Annotated in this window: 15 protein-coding genes and 1 other RNA gene; 10 read left to right on the forward strand and 6 right to left on the reverse strand. The window is 65.2% G+C overall.

The features are described 5' to 3' along the window. Positions 1-84: 84 nt before the first annotated feature. Positions 85-481, reverse strand: a transfer-messenger RNA (tmRNA) gene (ssrA, locus tag Y887_RS18680). A 134-nt stretch (positions 482-615) separates the two neighbouring features. Between ssrA and Y887_RS05985 the strand changes: the two genes are divergently transcribed. Then, the gene (locus tag Y887_RS05985; protein ID WP_046963469.1) at positions 616-3,063 is read left to right on the forward strand and encodes a S8 family peptidase; all 2,448 of its coding nucleotides are present in this window, start codon (positions 616-618) and stop codon (positions 3,061-3,063) included. A 143-nt stretch (positions 3,064-3,206) separates the two neighbouring features. Here Y887_RS05985 and smpB read toward each other — a convergent pair whose 3' ends face one another. Next, complete coding sequence (smpB, locus tag Y887_RS05990; RefSeq protein ID WP_010366344.1) at positions 3,207-3,710, reverse strand: SsrA-binding protein SmpB; 504 nt, start codon at positions 3,708-3,710, stop codon at positions 3,207-3,209. A gap of 60 nt (positions 3,711-3,770) precedes the next feature. On the opposite strand from smpB, the gene Y887_RS05995 reads away from it, so the two are divergent. Together Y887_RS05995 and Y887_RS06000 are read left to right on the forward strand one after the other, a co-directional pair. Continuing rightward, on the forward strand, positions 3,771-4,202 hold the full coding sequence (locus Y887_RS05995; RefSeq protein WP_046963470.1) for a type II toxin-antitoxin system RatA family toxin: 432 nt from the start codon (positions 3,771-3,773) through the stop codon (positions 4,200-4,202). A gap of 2 nt (positions 4,203-4,204) precedes the next feature. Then, positions 4,205-4,483, forward strand: a complete 279-nt coding sequence (locus Y887_RS06000) for an RnfH family protein (protein WP_046963486.1) — start codon at positions 4,205-4,207, stop codon at positions 4,481-4,483. Between the two features lie 371 nt (positions 4,484-4,854). Here the strand turns inward: Y887_RS06000 and Y887_RS06005 are convergent, their stop codons facing one another. Beyond that, positions 4,855-5,250 (reverse strand): outer membrane protein assembly factor BamE, encoded by a 396-nt coding sequence (locus tag Y887_RS06005; protein WP_046963471.1) that lies wholly within the window; start codon positions 5,248-5,250, stop codon positions 4,855-4,857. A 104-nt stretch (positions 5,251-5,354) separates the two neighbouring features. Between Y887_RS06005 and fur the strand changes: the two genes are divergently transcribed. Next, positions 5,355-5,765, forward strand: a complete 411-nt coding sequence (fur, locus tag Y887_RS06010; RefSeq protein ID WP_046963472.1) for a ferric iron uptake transcriptional regulator — start codon at positions 5,355-5,357, stop codon at positions 5,763-5,765. Between the two features lie 460 nt (positions 5,766-6,225). Here fur and recN read toward each other — a convergent pair whose 3' ends face one another. Beyond that, positions 6,226-7,890 (reverse strand): DNA repair protein RecN, encoded by a 1,665-nt coding sequence (gene recN, locus Y887_RS06015; RefSeq protein ID WP_046963473.1) that lies wholly within the window; start codon positions 7,888-7,890, stop codon positions 6,226-6,228. Positions 7,891-8,029: 139 nt separating this feature from the next. On the opposite strand from recN, the gene hrcA reads away from it, so the two are divergent. The 4 genes from hrcA (at position 8,030) to dnaJ (ending at position 13,035) form a co-directional block, all read left to right on the forward strand. Further along, positions 8,030-9,061 (forward strand): heat-inducible transcriptional repressor HrcA, encoded by a 1,032-nt coding sequence (hrcA, locus tag Y887_RS06020; RefSeq protein ID WP_046963474.1) that lies wholly within the window; start codon positions 8,030-8,032, stop codon positions 9,059-9,061. Positions 9,062-9,158: 97 nt separating this feature from the next. After that, positions 9,159-9,677 carry a nucleotide exchange factor GrpE gene (gene grpE / locus Y887_RS06025; RefSeq protein WP_046963475.1) on the forward strand — a complete coding sequence of 173 codons (519 nt, stop codon included), beginning with the start codon at positions 9,159-9,161 and terminating at the stop codon, positions 9,675-9,677. A gap of 142 nt (positions 9,678-9,819) precedes the next feature. Then, positions 9,820-11,745: a molecular chaperone DnaK gene (gene dnaK, locus Y887_RS06030; RefSeq protein ID WP_046963476.1), complete on the forward strand. Its 1,926-nt coding sequence runs from the start codon at positions 9,820-9,822 to the stop codon at positions 11,743-11,745. A gap of 159 nt (positions 11,746-11,904) precedes the next feature. Then, complete coding sequence (dnaJ, locus tag Y887_RS06035) at positions 11,905-13,035, forward strand: molecular chaperone DnaJ (RefSeq protein ID WP_046963477.1); 1,131 nt, start codon at positions 11,905-11,907, stop codon at positions 13,033-13,035. Positions 13,036-13,675: 640 nt separating this feature from the next. On the opposite strand, the gene Y887_RS06040 is transcribed toward dnaJ, so the two are convergent. Further along, positions 13,676-13,909 carry a hypothetical protein gene (locus tag Y887_RS06040; protein WP_046963478.1) on the reverse strand — a complete coding sequence of 78 codons (234 nt, stop codon included), beginning with the start codon at positions 13,907-13,909 and terminating at the stop codon, positions 13,676-13,678. Between Y887_RS06040 and pdxY the strand changes: the two genes are divergently transcribed. Then, positions 13,908-14,816 carry a pyridoxal kinase gene (pdxY, locus tag Y887_RS06045; protein ID WP_046963479.1) on the forward strand — a complete coding sequence of 303 codons (909 nt, stop codon included), beginning with the start codon at positions 13,908-13,910 and terminating at the stop codon, positions 14,814-14,816. The genes Y887_RS06040 and pdxY overlap by 2 nt on opposite strands. After that, entirely contained in the window at positions 14,813-15,937 is a 1,125-nt protein-coding gene (locus Y887_RS06050) for a prephenate dehydrogenase (RefSeq protein ID WP_046963480.1), read from the forward strand. Before pdxY ends, Y887_RS06050 begins: the two co-directional genes overlap by 4 nt. Before the next feature lie 208 nt (positions 15,938-16,145). Here Y887_RS06050 and Y887_RS06055 read toward each other — a convergent pair whose 3' ends face one another. Further along, the gene (locus tag Y887_RS06055; protein WP_245879360.1) at positions 16,146-16,721 is read right to left on the reverse strand and encodes a DUF4291 domain-containing protein; all 576 of its coding nucleotides are present in this window, start codon (positions 16,719-16,721) and stop codon (positions 16,146-16,148) included. Between the last annotated feature and the right edge of the window lie 455 nt (positions 16,722-17,176).

The raw sequence follows: 17,176 nt of genomic DNA on the forward strand, positions 1-17,176 counted from the left end.
TGAGCCGCAGCATCGCCCATGAAAAAGGCCGAGAACCTCTTTCGAGAATTCCCGGCCTCAGTCGGCCGTCTTAGGACCGTTGTGTGGTGGAGGTGGGCGGAATCGAACCGCCGTCCGGAAGCACTCCATCCCCGGCACTACATGCTTATCCCTCCGTTAGATCTCGTTCCCAGGCAGCACGGCGGGCAAAGCGCACCTGGAAACCAGCCTGCTTGATTTAGCCGGTAGCTGACAGGCAGCCACCACCGGCGGTTCCGTGATAATGACCCTACATCTACGAGCACGGGCACAAGTAGTTTCGGGGGTTCGCCTTAGGCGGCTGTAGAACTACAACTAAAGCCAATTAAGCGGCGATAGCGAAGTCCGAACCGTAGTTGTCGTCGTTGGCAACTAAAAGTTTGCTGCTGGATTAACGAGGAAAGCTGCCCCCTCGGCATGCGCCAAGCGACTTCGCGACCCCCGTCGAAACCAGTGCACCCCCGGGGAAAGCATCAAACGCTGACGTCGCAAGTGTAGGGATCGGCGCGCCCTGTCACAAGTGGTGAGATGGACAGCGCTTACAGTGGCTTCAGTCCTGTACCGGACCGAACAGTCTGTAAACGAAGGAGCGAAGCGATGGCGACAGGCAAGCCCCCACGTCCACGTTCGACACGCGCAGCACCGCGCGCTGCCGCTGCACCTGCCAGGCAGCCGGCACGGCAGCCACACAGGCGCGCACCGCAGTCGGGCGCGCAGGCCGCCGCTGCGGCACGCGTGCAGGGCAAGGCGCGCACCGTGATCTATATCCACGGCATCGGCAACAAGCCGCCGGCCGAAGTCTTGCGTTGTCAGTGGGACAAGGCATTGTTCGGGCGTCCGATGGGCGAGCGCACCCGGTTGGCGTACTGGGTCAATCGCGAGCGGTATCCGGTGGCGGAGCCCGGCAATTGCGACGGGCGCGATGTGGGGCCGGCGCTCAACCAGAGCGTGCAGCGTGCGTTGACCACGCTCGGCCTGGTGCCGGGCGGGCAGGATCTGCACGTGCTCGCCGACGCCTTGGCACAGAGCGATCAGGAGCGGGCCGACCTGCATCGTCTGCTCGACGAGCTGGAAAGTACGAGCGCACCCGGTAGCGTGCAGGCAAAGGGCCCGATCGATGCGATCAACCGGGTGCTGCTGCGGCTGATTTCCGCAGCGCTGCTGCAGGACGTGCACGACCTGTTCTTCGTGCCCGAGCGCGCGGCGTCGATGCGCGAGAGCCTGACGCAGCGGTTGCGTGCGGGAGGCGGGCCGTTCGTGGTGGTCGCGCATAGCCAGGGCTCGATGATCGCCTACGACGTGTTGCGCCAGCTTGAGGCGGCCGACTGCGAGGTGACGCTGTTCCTGACCCTGGGATCGCCGCTCGGGTTGCCGCAGGTGCGCAGCATGTTCAAGCGCTGGACCGGCACCCGCAAGCTGCCGTTCCCTGCGTGCGTGCAGCAGTGGATCAACGTCGCCGAGACGCGCGACCCGATCGCGCTGGACGCCGATCTCACCGACGACATCGCCAACGCCAAGGGGCGTTTCGAAAACATTGCCGGCGCGCGGATCAATCCCGACTGGCAGCACAACGCGCATTCGGGCTCGGGCTATCTGTCGATCCCGCAGGTCCGCGCAGCGGTGCGGCAGGCGGTGGGCGTGGGCTTCGACCAGCCGGTGTCCAATGCGGTGTTGATCAAGGACCTCAGCGAGCAGCTCGAAGCGCACGGCCCCGAGCATCGGCATGAAGTGCTGATCGAACTGGACCGGCGGCTCGCCGGCAACGATCCGGCCGGTGTGCGGGCCGTGCTGATACGCCATCTGCGCGAGGTCGCTGCGCGCAGCACCGGCCTGCAGGGCGACGCGCTGGATGAGGCGATCGAACTCGAGGATGGCTTGCAGCGCTTCGTATCGGCGCGGTTGACCCGCTTCGAAATCGAATCGCTGCAGAGTCGCTATCGCGCGCTGGGGTTTCGCCGGGTGTGGCGCGATGCCGGCAAGCGCGCGCTGATCCACATCTCCGGAAACGTGCTGCATGCCGACGCAGCACGCAATGCCTATCGTGCGCGCGGGCAACAGATCGGCTGGGCGGTACTGGATACCGGTATCGCCGCCAGCCATCCGCATTTCTTCGTCAAGGGCCAGCGCGACAATGTGGTGGCGCAATGGGATTGCACGCGGCGCGGTGCGCCCAAGCAATTGACGCGCGCCGATGGCGATGCGTTTGCCCTGCTCGATCGGCACGGCCACGGCACCCACATCGCCGGGATCATTGCCGGCCATTGCCAGGCGACGCTGCCGGATGCGCAGGGCAAGCCGGGTCCGCCGCTTGAATTTGCCGGTATGGCGCCGGATGCGCAGCTGTATGGCTTCAAGGTGCTCGACGATGCCGGCGATGGGCGCGATTCGTGGATGATCAAGGCAGTGCAGCAGGTGGCTGCCATCAACGAGCGCGCAGGCGAGCTGGTCATCCACGGAGTGAACCTGAGCCTGGGCGGCTATTTCGACCCGGAAAGCTACGGCTGTGGCTTTACGCCGCTGTGCAACGAGCTGCGACGGCTATGGCGACAGGGCGTGCTGGTGGTGGTGGCTGCCGGCAACGAAGGGCTGGCCTGGTTGATGGGCAAGGATGGGGATGCCTATCCGGCCAACATGGATCTGTCGATCAGCGACCCGGGCAATCTGGAAGAGGCCATCGTGGTCGGCTCGGTGCACAAGAGCAGCCCGCACAATTACGGCGTGTCGTATTTTTCCTCGCGCGGGCCTACTGCCGATGGCCGCGGCAAGCCCGACGTGGTGGCGCCGGGCGAAAAGATCGTCTCGGCGTATTACGACTTCGATCCGAAAGATCCGGCAAGCCTGATGGTGGAAATGAGCGGCACCAGCATGGCTGCGCCGCATGTCTCCGGCGTGCTGGCCGGCTTTCTGTCGGCGCGCCGCGAGTTCATCGGCTTCCCTGACCGGGTCAAGCAGCTGATGCTCGACACCTGCACCGATCTGGAACGCGACCGCTACGTGCAGGGCAGGGGAGTGCCGAATTTGATGCGGATGCTTGGAGAGACGTGATTCGGGATTTGGGATTTGGGATTCGCAAAAGCTGGGCTAGTTCCGCGTTCCTGCGTGTAAAGATCGCAAGCCGGCGATGCGCCAGACACGCGCCTGACCGCAGTTACGAATCTCTAATCCCCAATCCCCCCAATCCCGGCCACTCACGCATCCCGGTTATGCCGCCGCATCACGCGCTGCTTGTCGCGCTGCCAGTCGCGGTCCTTGGCGGCGTCGCGCTTGTCGTGATTCTGCTTGCCCTTGGCCAGCGCAATTTCCAGCTTGACCTTGTTGCTGCTCCAGTACAGCGCGGTGGGCACCAGGGTGTAGCCCTCGCGCTCCACGCGGGTGAGGACCTTGTCGATCTCGGCCCGGTGCAGCAGCAGCTTGCGGTCGCGACGCTCCACCGGCACGGTGTGGGTGGAGGCCTGGATCAGCGGGGTGATCTGCGCGCCGATCAGGTAGATCTCGCCGGAGCGCACATACGCGTAGCCGTCGACGATATTGGCGCGGCCGGCGCGGATTGCCTTGATCTCCCAGCCCTGCAACGCCAGGCCGGCTTCGTAGCGCTCTTCCAGGTGGTATTCGTGGCGCGCACGCTTGTTCAGCGCGATGGTTTTCGTGGCCTTCGCGCCGTTTGCTTTATCCTTGGTTGGTTTCTTGCTCATGACGCCATTGTCGCCGATTCGGTGTCGTCAAACGATCTTCCGTCTTTCACAAGTTAGCGAATGCCTACCATCCGTCGCAGCGCACTGGTCGAACACAGCGCCTCCCGCATGTTCGATCTGGTCAATGATGTCGCCGCCTATCCGCGCCGCTTCGGCTGGTGCGACGCTGCCCATGTGCTGGAGCAGGACGATGCGCATATCGTGGCGCGCCTGGACCTGGGGCTGGGCTCGTTCCGCACTTGGTTCACCACCGAGAACATGCTCGAGCGGCCCGAACGCATCGTCATGCATCTGCGCGACGGCCCGTTCAAGCGTCTGGAAGGCCTGTGGGAGTTTCAATCGCTGGGCGACAACGCGTGCAAGGTCAGCCTGACCCTCGAGGTGGAAACCAGCTCGCGCTTGCTGGGGCCGGCATTGGCGCTGGGCTTCCAGGGCCTGGCCGATCGCATGGTCAACGATTTCGTGCGGGTCGCCGATCGCGGCGACGTGTGACCGTGCAGGTCGAAGTCGTCCTGGCCTGGCCGGATCGCTACAGCGCGATCGTGCTGGATCTGGCGGAGGGCGCCACCGCCGCCGAGGCAGTCGCCGCATCCGGCCTCTGCCAGGAGGCCCCGCCCGCAGCGATCGCCATCCACGGTGTCGTGGTACGCCCGGATCAGGTGTTGCGCGCCGGAGATCGGGTCGAGTTGCTCAGGCCGCTGCTGCTGGACCCGAAAGAAGCCCGTCGCCGCCGGGCCGCGCCTGCGAAGAAGGCCAATTCCGGCAGCCAGTAGCGGGATTGGCCGCAGTCGGGCGCACTGCTGGTGAGCGAGCTCTTCCAGATTGGGCGCCATTGCGGTGTCTTGCGCCGTGGCGTGCGACGGCGCGTTGCGTCAACTGCAGACTCGCCCTCGGCATGGGTGCGCGCAAACGGGTTCCGAGGACATCTCACGCTGAGCTGAGTCGTGCGGCGGCTGTGCAGGGGCGTAGCGGTACAGCAGCGCCGCTGCTCCCGGCGCGGGTGCTCCGCCCAGCAGTCGGGCGCGCAGCCGTTGGCATGCCGGTCGAGGGCATTCAGGCGAGAAGACAAAGAAAAGCCGGCACCAAGGCCGGCTTTCTGGGGCTGCGCGTGGTCAGGCGATCGCGCGATCGCTGACCCACTGCATCAACGGCCGCGCTGCTTCTTCTTGTCGCGCGCCAGGTTGCGGCCGAACTGCTTGGGGGCCGACTTGGCCAGCTGCTCGTCCTGCGACGGGAAATAGTCGCCTTCCCAGCGCGCCACCTGATCGTTCTCGAAGAACACGGTGAAATTCTTGACTTCGGTATGCGCCAGACGATCGACGCGCTGGGTGGACGTGTAGTCCCAACGCTGTGCATGGAACGGGTCCGGAATCGACGGAGTACCCAGCAACGCGCTGACCTGCTGCTTGCTCTGGCCTACCTGCAGTTGCTCCACGGCGTTCTGTTTGATCAGATTGCCCTGGTAGATCGGCTGCTTGTAGATGATGCCGCAGCCAGCGGTGGAAAGAGCAACGGCGGCGACCAGCAGGAGATTACGCATCGGGGAATAAGTGCTGAGGAAATCACGCCGATGATACACTCCCGCCGGTCGCCGCGACCCGTTTGATGGCAGCTGGCGCTAAATCGCCAATGAACGGAGAACATATGGAAACCCACGACCTGCGCAAAGTCGGGCTCAAGGTGACCCATCCGCGGATGCGGATCCTGGAGCTGCTCGAACAGAAGAGCAACCAGCACCACCTCAGCGCAGAAGACATCTATCGGCAGCTGCTCGACCACGGCGACGAGATCGGGTTGGCCACGGTGTACCGCGTGTTGACCCAGTTCGAGGCGGCCGGTCTGGTGCTCAAGCATAACTTCGAGGGCGGCCAGGCCGTGTACGAGCTGGACCGCGGCGGCCACCACGACCATATGGTCGATGTGGACACCGGCCACGTCATCGAATTCGAAAGCGAAGAGATCGAGGCGTTGCAGCGTCAGATCGCGGCCAAGCATGGCTACGAGCTGGAAGAGCATTCGCTGGTGTTGTATGTGCGCAAGAAGCGTTCGCGCTGAGACGCATCACCGCGTTGCGTTCACGACAAGGCGGCTTCGGCCGCCTTGTGCGTTTTGTGGTGCGGGTTTCGGGTGGCCTGCTGGCAGTCCGGTGCCCATCCGTCCCCCGGATCCCGGTCCCGCCGGCGGGTAACAGTGCGGCGGGACACTGTTTGGGCGGAGTGGCGGCCCGTCTGCAGGGCAGCCGACGGCGGTCTTGCAGCGCAAGCGCCGGGGGCCTAAAACGCCCGCCTGTGCGCAAGCCGACATTGCGTGGGCGGAGTGCTTGAATACCTGAGGCCGCCAGCAGAGGCTGCGGTCACGCAGTGATACCCGCAGACCTCGCAATCGCCCTCGATCAGGCTCTCTGCGACAGTTTGGCCGCCGTCGCGCGCGCTTGCCCACGTCCACGCCGCCAGGCATGGAATTGCCAGCAAAGGCTGCGATAGCACATTGACAGCGCTTGCGTCATCGCCCCCGATCAGGCGCTCTGCAACAGCTTGCGGGCAGCCGCGCGGGCTTCCTTGCTGACTTCCACCCCGCCGAGCATGCGCGCCAGTTCTTCCTGGCGTGCCTGCGGGCCGAGCAGTTCGACCGCGCTCTGGGTCATGCCGTCCACCGGCGCCTTGCTGACCCGGTAGTGCGCATGGCCCTTGGCCGCGACCTGCGGCAAGTGGGTCACGCACAGCACCTGGCGCTCTTCGCCCAGCGCACGCAGTTTCTGGCCGACGATATCGGCCACCGCGCCGCCGATGCCCGAATCCACTTCGTCGAACACCATGGTCGGCACGCTGTCCAGGCCGAGCGCCGCCACTTCGATCGCCAGCGAAATCCGCGACAGCTCGCCGCCGGAGGCGACCTTGCGCAGGGGGCGTGGCGGCTGCCCGGCGTTGGCGGCGACCAAAAATTCCACTCGTTCGGCGCCGTTGGGGTCAGGGCGCAATGTGTCCTGCGGCTGCAGCTGGATCAGGAATTGCCCGCCGCCCATGCCCAGCTCGCCGATCAACGTGGTGGTGGCGGTGGACAAGGCCTCGGCGGCGGTCTTGCGACTGTCGCTGAGCACCCCGGCCGCGCTGCGCCAGATGCCGGTGGCGGACTCGATATGTTTGTCCAGCTGCTGCAGGCGCTCGTCGGCGCCGCGCAGGCTCTCCACTTCCTGGCTCATGCGGTCGCGATGGGCGGCCAGCTCGTCCGGAGCGACGCGGTGCTTGCGGGCCAGGTCGTGCAGGCGGCCGAGACGGCGCTCCATCGCTTCGAACTGGGCCGGGTCGGCGTCCAGGTCGTCGCGCACGCGGTCGAGCAGGGCCAGCGCCTCTTCGATCTGGATCGCGGCGCTGTCCAGCAGTGCGTCCACCTCGCCCAGGCGCGGTTCGTGTTCGGCGACTCGGGCCAGGTCGTGGCGGCTGTCCTGCAGCAGGCCCAGCGCCGACGCACCGTCGTCGCCGTTGAGCTGTTGGGCCACGCTGTCGCAGGCGCCGATCAGCGCGGTGGCGTGCGCCTGGCGCCGGTGATTGACGTCCAGCGCGGCAATCGCGGCCGGGTCCAGGTCCTCGCGTTCCAGTTCGCCCAGTTGATGCTCGAGAAAGCCGATGCGATCGGAGACATCACCCTGCGCGGACAGCGCGTCGCGCTCGTCCAGCAGTGCCAGCCAGCGCTGGCTGGCCTGGCGCACCTGCTCGCGCTGGGCGCCGTTGCGGGCGTAGGCGTCGAGCAGGGCGAGCTGGCTGTTGCGGGCCATCAGGGCCTGGTGCTCGTGCTGGCCGTGGATTTCCACCAGCCTTGATGCCAGCTCGGCCAACTGCGAGGAGGTCACCGGGCGACCGTTGATCCAGGCGCGCGAGCCGCCGTCGGCACGGATGACGCGGCGTAGCTGGCATTGGGACTCGTCATCGAGCTCGTTGTCGGCCAACCAGCCCAGGCCCGGGTGCTCGGCCGGCAGCTGGAACTCCGCCGACAGCTCGGCGCGGTCGGCGCCGTGGCGGACCACGCCGCTGTCGGCGCGCAGGCCGGACAAAAAGCCCAGCGCGTCCACCATCAGCGACTTGCCGGCGCCGGTTTCGCCCGATACCACGGTCATGCCCGGGCCGAACTCGAGCTCGGTGGCGCGGACAACGGCGAAATCCTTGATCGAGAGGTGTCTGAGCATGGGGGTCGAGAGTGAATGCGTTGGGGAAGCTTAGGGCAGGAGGGTGCGGGCAGGGAGTCGGATGCTTGCCATCCCCGGTGCCAGACATTATCTATGCCCAGTCTCACCGGATGATCCCATGCGCGCGTCCCAGTCCCCAATGCTCGACCCCCGCGCCCGCCAGCTGCTGCGCACCTTGATCGCGCGCTACATCCGCGATGGCGAGCCGGTGGGCTCGAAAACCCTGGCCCAGCATGCCGGGCTGGATGTGAGCCCGGCGACCATCCGCAACATCCTGGCCGATCTGGAGGACGTGGGGCTGCTCAGTTCACCGCACACCTCGGCCGGGCGGGTGCCCACCGCGCACGGCTACCGGGTGTTCGTCGACAGCCTGGTGCAGATGCAGCCACCGGGCGAAGAAGAGGTGCGCCGCCTGCGCGCGGAGCTGGCCAGCGGCAACGGCACCCAGTCGCTGCTGGGCAGCGCCTCGCAGATGCTGTCGGCGATGAGCCATTTCGTTGGAGTGGTGAGCGCGCCGCGGCGCGAGCAGTTTGCGTTCCGGCATATCGATTTCGTGTCGCTGGACGCGCGCCGGGTGCTGGCGATCCTGGTGTTTGCCGATAACGAAGTACAGAACCGGGTGATCGAGCCGCGCCGTGCCTACGAGCCGGCCGAGCTGGAACGGGTGGCCAGTTACCTCAATGCGCAGTTCGCCGGGCGCGCGCTGTCGGACATCCGCGCCAGCCTGCTGCGCGAACTGCGCATGGCCAAGAACGAGATGGAGCAGCTGCTGGCGCACAGCGTGGACCTGGCCAGCGAGGCGCTGGTGCCGGCCGATGCCGAGGACATGGTGATGGCCGGGCAGACCCGGCTGATGGGCGTGCAGGACTTGTCGGACCTGGACCGGCTGCGCGAGCTGTTCGAGGCCTTCGCCAGCAAACGCGAGATCCTGCAGTTGCTCGAACGCACCATCCAGGCGCCGGGCGTGCGCATCTTCATTGGCGAAGAGACCGGCATGGTGTCGCTGGACGATGTCTCCCTGGTCACCGCGCCGTATGCCGCCAACGGGCAGGTGCTGGGCGTGCTGGGGGTGATCGGTCCCAAACGCATGGCCTACGACCGGGTGATCCCGCTGGTGCAGACCGCCGCCCAGGTGCTGGGCGCGGCGATGGAGCCGCCCGACAGGCGATAAACGACGGCGATCGGTGCGATCGTTTGCTTGAAACGCGGCCAGGCGCCCACATACGGGGTGACGTTGGGGCGGGCGTCCGCTTGCCCGGGAACTGCACATGAACCAAGACCACCCCGAATTCGACTCCGAAGACCTGTCCCAGAATCCACCCGAGACCGATCCGCTCAAGGCCGAGATCGAGTCGCTGCGCAGCGAGATCGCGCTGGTCAAGGCCGACGCCCTGCGCGAGCGCGCCGACCTGGAAAACCAGCGCAAGCGCATCGCGCGCGACGTCGAGAACGCGCGCAAGTTCGCCAATGAGAAGCTGCTGGGCGAGCTGCTGCCGGTGTTCGACAGCCTGGATGCCGGGCTCACCGCGGCCGGCAGCCAGCCCAGCCCGCTGCGCGATGGCCTGGACATGACCTACAAGCAATTGCTCAAGGTCGCGGCCGACAACGGCCTGACCCTGCTCGATCCGGTCGGCCAGCCGTTCAACCCCGACCAGCACCAGGCGATCAGCCAGGGCGAAGCCGAGGGCATTGCGCCGGGCCATGTGGTGCAGGTGTTCCAGAAGGGCTACCTGCTCAACGAGCGCCTGCTGCGCCCGGCCCTGGTGGTCGTGGCCAAGCACGACTGATTGCCGGCGCCCGGCTGAACTGCCGGGCGCGCGGTTGGAACACAGATGCGCACAGATGGCTTGAACACCTGCGCGCCACCCCCACATCTCAGCCAGACCCGGCGTCGCCGGACACAGCTACAGAATCATCAGGAGCGTATCCATGGGCAAGATCATTGGTATTGACCTCGGCACCACGAACTCGTGCGTGTCGATCATGGACGGCGGCAAGGCCCGCGTCATCGAAAATTCCGAGGGCGACCGCACCACGCCTTCGATCGTCGCCTACACCAAGGACGGCGAAGTGCTGGTCGGCGCCTCGGCCAAGCGCCAGGCGGTGACCAACCCGAAGAACACCTTCTACGCGGTGAAGCGCCTGATCGGCCGCAAGTTCACCGACGCCGAAGTGCAGAAGGACATCTCGCACGTGCCGTACGGCATCCTTGCCCACGACAACGGCGATGCCTGGGTGCAGACCAGCGATGGCAAGCGCATGGCGCCGCAGGAAATTTCTGCGCGCGTGCTGGAAAAGATGAAGAAGACCGCCGAGGACTTCCTGGGCGAGAAGGTCACCGAGGCGGTGATCACGGTGCCGGCATACTTCAACGACAGCCAGCGTCAGGCCACCAAGGACGCCGGCCGCATCGCCGGTCTGGACGTCAAGCGCATCATCAATGAACCGACCGCCGCAGCCCTGGCCTATGGCCTGGACAAGAACGGCGGCGACCGCAAGATCGCCGTGTACGACCTGGGCGGCGGTACCTTCGACGTGTCGATCATCGAAATCGCTGAAGTCGATGGCGAGAAGCAGTTCGAGGTGCTGGCCACCAACGGCGACACCTTCCTGGGTGGCGAAGACTTCGACAACCGCGTCATCGAGTACCTGGTCGACGAGTTCAACAAGGATCAGGGCATCGATCTGCGCAAGGATCCGTTGGCGCTGCAGCGCCTGAAGGACGCCGCAGAGCGCGCCAAGATCGAGCTGTCGACCAGCCAGCAGACCGAAGTGAACCTGCCGTACGTCACCGCCGATGCCTCGGGCCCGAAGCACCTCAACATCAAGGTGACCCGTGCCAAGCTCGAAGCGCTGGTGGAAGACCTGGTCAAGAAGTCGATCGAGCCGTGCCGCACCGCGTTGAACGATGCCGGCCTGCGCGCCAGCGACATCAACGAGGTGATCCTGGTCGGCGGTCAGACCCGCATGCCGAAGGTGCAGCAGGCGGTTGCCGATTTCTTCGGCAAGGAACCGCGCAAGGACGTCAACCCGGACGAAGCCGTGGCCGTGGGCGCTGCGATCCAGGGCGGCGTGCTGGCCGGCGACGTCAAGGACGTGCTGCTGCTGGACGTGACCCCGCTGTCGCTGGGTATCGAAACCATGGGCGGCGTGTTCACCAAGATCATCGAAAAGAACACCACCATCCCGACCAAGGCCTCGCAGACCTTCTCCACCGCCGAGGACAACCAGTCGGCCGTGACCGTGCACGTGCTGCAGGGTGAGCGCGAGCAGGCCCGCTTCAACAAGTCGCTGGCCAAGTTCGACCTGTCCGGCATCGAGCCGGCGCCGCGCGGCATGCCGCAGGTGGAAGTGTCGTTCGACATCGACGCCAACGGCATCCTGCACGTGTCGGCCAAGGACAAGAAGACCAACAAGGAACAGAAGGTCGAGATCAAGGCCGGGTCGGGTCTGTCGGACGAAGAGATCCAGCGCATGGTCGCCGACGCGGAAGCCAACCGCGAGGAAGACAAGAAGTTCCAGGAACTGGTGCAGGCCCGCAACCAGGCCGATGGCCTGATCCACGCCACCCGCACCGCGATCACCGAGCATGGCAGCAAGGTCGGTGGCGATGTGATCGGCAAGGTGGAAGCGGCATTGTCGGATCTGGAAAAAGCCATGAAGGGCGACGACAAGGCGCAGATCGAAGCGCGCAGCAAGACGCTGGAAGAAGCCGGTCAGTCGCTGTACGCCGCGGCCGCCGCGGCAGAGCAGGGCGGTAACGCCGATGCGGCCAGCGGCAACGCGCAGGCCTCCAAGGCCGCCGACGACGTGGTGGACGCCGAGTTCACCGAGGTCAAGGACGACAAGAAGTAGGCCGTGGTTTGGGAGTCGGGAGTGGGGATTGGCAGCCGCTAAAGGTGCCGATCCCCATCCCGATATCCTTTACGCGTCGCGTCGCCAAGGCGGACCAGCACACGCTGTCCGCTTTTGCGTTTCAACGAATCCCAAATCACGAATCCCCAATACCGGCTTATGAGCAAACGCGATTACTACGAAGTGCTGGGCGTTGCCCGTGGCGCCAGCGACGACGAGCTGAAGAAGGCGTATCGACGTTGCGCCATGAAGCACCATCCGGACCGCAACCCGGGCGATGCTGCGGCCGAGGCGATGTTCAAGGAGTGCAAGGAAGCCTATGAAGTGTTGTCGGACGGCAACAAACGCCGTGCCTACGACGCGCATGGTCATGCAGCGTTCGAGCACGGCATGGGTGGTGGTGGCGGTGGGCCGGGTGGCCCGGACATGGGAGATATCTTTGGCGATATCTTCGGCAATATTTTCGGCGGTGGCGCCGCCGGTCCGCGCGCTGCGCGACGTGGCGCCGACGTCGGCTACGTGCTGGAACTGGATCTGGAAGAAGCCGTCGCCGGGATCGAGCGCCGCATCGAGATTCCCACCCTGGTCGAATGCGAACCCTGCCACGGCAGCGGCTCGGAAGACGGCAAGGTCCAGACCTGCGCCACCTGTCATGGGCGCGGCCAGGTGCGTATCCAGCGCGGCATCTTTGCCATGCAGCAGAGCTGCCCGCACTGCGATGGACGCGGCACGCTGATCCAGAACCCGTGCAAGACCTGCCATGGCGCCGGTCGCGTGGAAGAAGACAAGGTGCTGTCGATCAAGGTGCCCGCCGGCGTGGACACCGGCGACCGCATCCGCCTGGCAGGCGAAGGCGAGGCCGGCCCGGCCGGCACACCGCCGGGTGACCTGTATGTGGAAGTACGCGTGCGCGAGCATGCGATCTTCCAGCGCGATGGCGACGACCTGCATTGCGAAGTGCCGATCCGCATTTCGCAGGCCGCGCTCGGCGACACCGTACGCGTTGCGACCCTCGGCGGCGAAGCGGAAATCCGCATTCCTGCCGAGACCCAGACCGGCAAGTTGTTCCGCCTGCGCGGCAAGGGTGTGCGTTCGGTCCGCAGCCGCAGCGAAGGCGACCTGTATTGCCGCGTGGTGGTCGAAACGCCGGTGAACCTGACCGCCGATCAGCGCGAGTTGCTGCAGCAGTTCGAGGCAACCTTCACCGGTGAGGATGCGCGCAAGCATTCGCCCAAGTCGGCCACCTTCATCGATGGCGTCAAGGGTTTCTGGGATCGCATGACGTCGTAAACGACGTCATCGGCAGCGGGCCACGCTGCCGAACGTGCCCCCGCCTGCTCCTGCCGGGAGCAGGCGGGGGCATTGGGCAAGTCGAATGACTCAAGGACGGCCGTCCTCCGCTCGCTGGAAAGCGATGGGGCTGCGACATCGTTTCCCTTCGTGGGACGGCCGCACGAACGATATCCTCCTCGCTCGGAAGAACTGCAAGAAGCACGTTCGCAAGAAAGTACAAGAAACTCGCCCGCAAGAAGTGCCAGAACAACGACATCCTTCCCTCTCGGGAAAAAGTGCCAGAACAACGACATCCTTCCCCCTCGGGAAAAGGTGCCAGAACAACGACATCCTTCCCCCTCGGGAAAAGGTGCCAGAACAACGACACCCTTCTCCCCTCGGGAGAAGGTGCCCGAAGGGCGGATGAGGGTGCGGCATGCCGAGTGCCAACGCCGCCCTGCAAGCGGCAGCCTGGCCGCTCGCTCTGCTGAAGCCGGGCAGCACTGGAAATCTCCACGTGCCAACACGTCGTGCCGCCCTGCGTGCAGGTCTGCGCCTCACTCCGTCACGCGCGCCGCTTGATCGAATCGCCACGCGCCGCCGCAGACTGCACCTGCGCCACTGATACCATCGCGACGCTACGTCGATAGCTGCCGGGTCAGCGCCATCGCGCCTGGTCAGGCCGGAATATCTGCAAAACATGCAGAGACTGCGCAGCGCTGATGCGTTCGGTTCTGGCGTGGGCGTCGCCACTCGGCTGCAATGTCAGCGCTTCTCCGGACCGCATCCAGTCGAGGCGCGTCGCACCGAACACGGCGCGGCTCCAGACACTCCACGCGCTCACGCATTGCGGCAGATAATGGGGCTCTCCCTTCACGACGGCGTCTCCCATGAGCGATGCAACCGACAGCCATCTCGTCCACGGTCGCCGCCAGCGCCCGGATGGTCCTTCGCCGATCGATGTGATCTCGGTGCAGTCGCAGCTGGTCTACGGCCATGCCGGCAATAGCGCCGCCGTGCCGCCGCTGCGTGCGCTCGGCCTGCGTGTGGCCGAAGTGCCAACCACCTTGCTCAGTAACGCGCCGTTCTATGCGACCTTGCGCGGCCGTATCCTGCCGGCCGACTGGCTGGCCGACCTGTTGCTCGGCGCCACCGAGCGCGGCCTGCCGCAGCGGGCGCGCATGCTGGTCTCCGGCTATTTCGGCAGCCTCGCCAATGGCGAAGCATTCGCCGATTGGCTTGAACAGACCCTGCCGCAGGCGCCGCAGCTGCGCTATTGCCTGGATCCGGTGATCGGCGATACGCACACCGGCCCCTACGTCGAGCCGGGGCTGGAGCGCGTGTTCGCCGAACGGCTGCTGCCGCATGCCTGGCTGGTCACGCCCAATGCGTTCGAGTTGGGACGCCTGACCGGTATGCCCAGCCTGGAGCAGGACGACGCCATCGCCGCGGCGCGTGTCCTGCTCGCCCGCGGCCCGCATTGGGTGCTTGCGCACAGCGTTGCCGGCGCGACAGGCGAATTGGTGGCCCTGGCGGTCAGCACGGATGCGGTGTATCGCTGGGCCAGCCCGCATCTGCCGGTCGACGTGGCCGGCACCGGCGATGTGCTGATGGCACTGCTGATCGGCTTTTTGCTGCGCGATCTGCCGTTCGAGCAGGCGGTGGGACACGCGCTGACCGGCGTGCACAGCGCGCTGGAGGCCACGCTGGCTGCAGGCTACGAAGAGTTCGATGTTCTGGCCGCCGCGCCGGCCGCGCTCGCGGCACTGCCGCGCTTTGCCGTCGAGCGCCTGGCATGAGTGCGCAGCCGGTGGTCGGCATCGTCGGCATTGCCGGCGCCTACGGACGCTGGCTGGCGCAGTTCCTGCGCACGCGCATGGGCTTGCAGGTGATCGGCTTCGATCCGGCAGCTGGCGGCGACATCGACGAAGCCACCCTGGCGCAGCGCGCAGATGTGTTGATTTTCTCTGCGCCGATTCGCCACACCGCGGCGTTGATCCAGCGCTATGTGGAGCTTGCCGGGCAACGCGCTGCATCGCAGTTGTGGATGGACATCACCTCGATCAAGCAGGCGCCGGTCGCTGCGATGCTGGCATCGCAAGCAGACGTCGTCGGTCTGCATCCGATGACCGCGCCGCCCAAGTCGCCAACCTTGAAGGGGCGGGTGATGGTGGTCTGCGAAGCGCGCCTGCAGCACTGGTCGGCGTGGGTACAGACCTTGTACGCAGCACTCCAGGCGGAGTGCGTGTATGCAACGCCCGAGCACCACGATCGGGTGATGGCCTTGGTGCAGGCGATGGTGCATGCCACCCATCTTGCGCAGGCTGGCACCTTGCGCGACTACGCACCGCTATTGGGCCACTTGCAGGCATTGATGCCGTATCGCTCCGCGTCGTTCGAGCTGGACACGGCGGTGATCGCGCGAATCCTCTCGCTCAACCCATCGATCTACGAAGACATCCAGTTCGGTAATCCGTACGTCGGCGAAATGCTCGACCGCCTGCTGTCGCAGCTGCAGCAGTTACGCGCACTGGTGGCGCAAGGCGACGATGCGGCACGCGCGCAGTTCCGCAGTCAGTTCCTGGACGCGAACGTGCACGCTTTGCAACACACTGCGCTGGCTGCAGGCAACTACACCTATGAGCGCGTGGGCTACCTGCTGGCCGACCTCACCGAGCCGCTGACCTTGAGCGTGTATCTGCCCGAAGACCAGCCCGGTTCGCTGCGTACGCTGTTGCATGTCTTCGAGCGGCACGCGGTGAACCTGTCGTCGATCCATTCCTCGCGCACACCGGCGGGTGAGCTGCATTTTCGTATCGGGTTCGAAGAGGGCAGCGATTTTCAGTCATTGGCAGACGCGGCGAACGAGATTGATGCGAGCGGGATCGGGCGCGTGCTGGATCGTCCTCAGCGGGGATAATGATTGCTCAAGGCGGGGGCCGCGCTTCTTATCGCTGGCTTCGTGCGCGGATCTTCACCGGGGGGCGCGGCGAATGCCTACTCTTCAGCGGACATGTGGGGGGCATGCGCGCCATCGGTCTACGATGGCGGCATCGACTTACAGTGCATGCAAGGCGCCAATGCTGAAGGACGGCTGCCTGCAACGCGTTGGTGGCATGGGTGAATCGCTAGAGCCCACCCGATGAGATGCCGGCAGCTTTGGCCGCAACCGCATTGGCGTGGTAAACAGTCTCCACTGGGGTAAGCAGTCTCTCGAAGTGTCCGTGCGCATTGGCTCTCTGCTCGATCACAAACGGCGTAATGTCCTGTATCGAGATCAGCTCCGTGCTACCGAAACGCCGCAGGACATCGCCACGAAGCCCAAGCTGTAAAGCTCGCCTCGGTACCGGTTTGCCGGCTGGGTCGTGGTCAGGATCCCACTGCAGACGAACGTCGGATTGTGCCAAGGCTGCTTGCCACTGTTCACGTGATGAAAATTGAACGTGGTCGTAGCTGGAGGCAACGGCCAGCTGCAACAATTCATCGAAAAATCGCCTCGGCAGCCGGAGGGCCAGCACACGTTCCTGTCCTTCCTTGGAAGCCCATCCACACCGATACATCATCCAGAGAAAGTTCGGCTTGACCCAACTCATGCGCGAGTAACTGAATTCTCCACCGAATTGCTGGTGGGCCACGGCGTAGTCCGCAATCGCTGGGCGATACGCTTGATAGACGGTTATGGACGTCTCGTCGGACTGGGCCATCACATGGCGCCCTTCGGCCGGCCACGATGCAACTTGTCTAGTGTAGAAATCCGTCGTCATGAACAACGTAGAGGCCTCTCTAGCTTTAATGGCGCCGCCGGGAGCCGACCGCGGGTTATGAGTCTGAGTATGGCTATGCTTCTGGCACCGGTTCTCGGCCTATTATTTGCCTTATTCGGCTACTGGCTGATTGTGCGCCATCAACGTCGATTAGATGCTGGGTAATTGATCAAGGCAGCCGCTCCGCGGTGCGGCTGCCACCAGCGTTGGGGCGCACAGGAGTTTCAATGAGTGTGTAGTAGCGGGCGCAACTGATGTTGCACCATAGTCGGGGCCCCATCGGGTCGAATTATTTCGGGCGCTAGCATCCAAATGGCTGCATTCGCATTTCAAGCAAAAAGCGTCACCGCGGCAGATTCTGACGGTGAATTCCTTCTAGGGAAGGTCTGAACAAC

Source organism: Xanthomonas pisi DSM 18956, assembly GCF_001010415.1.
GTDB lineage: Bacteria > Pseudomonadota > Gammaproteobacteria > Xanthomonadales > Xanthomonadaceae > Xanthomonas > Xanthomonas pisi.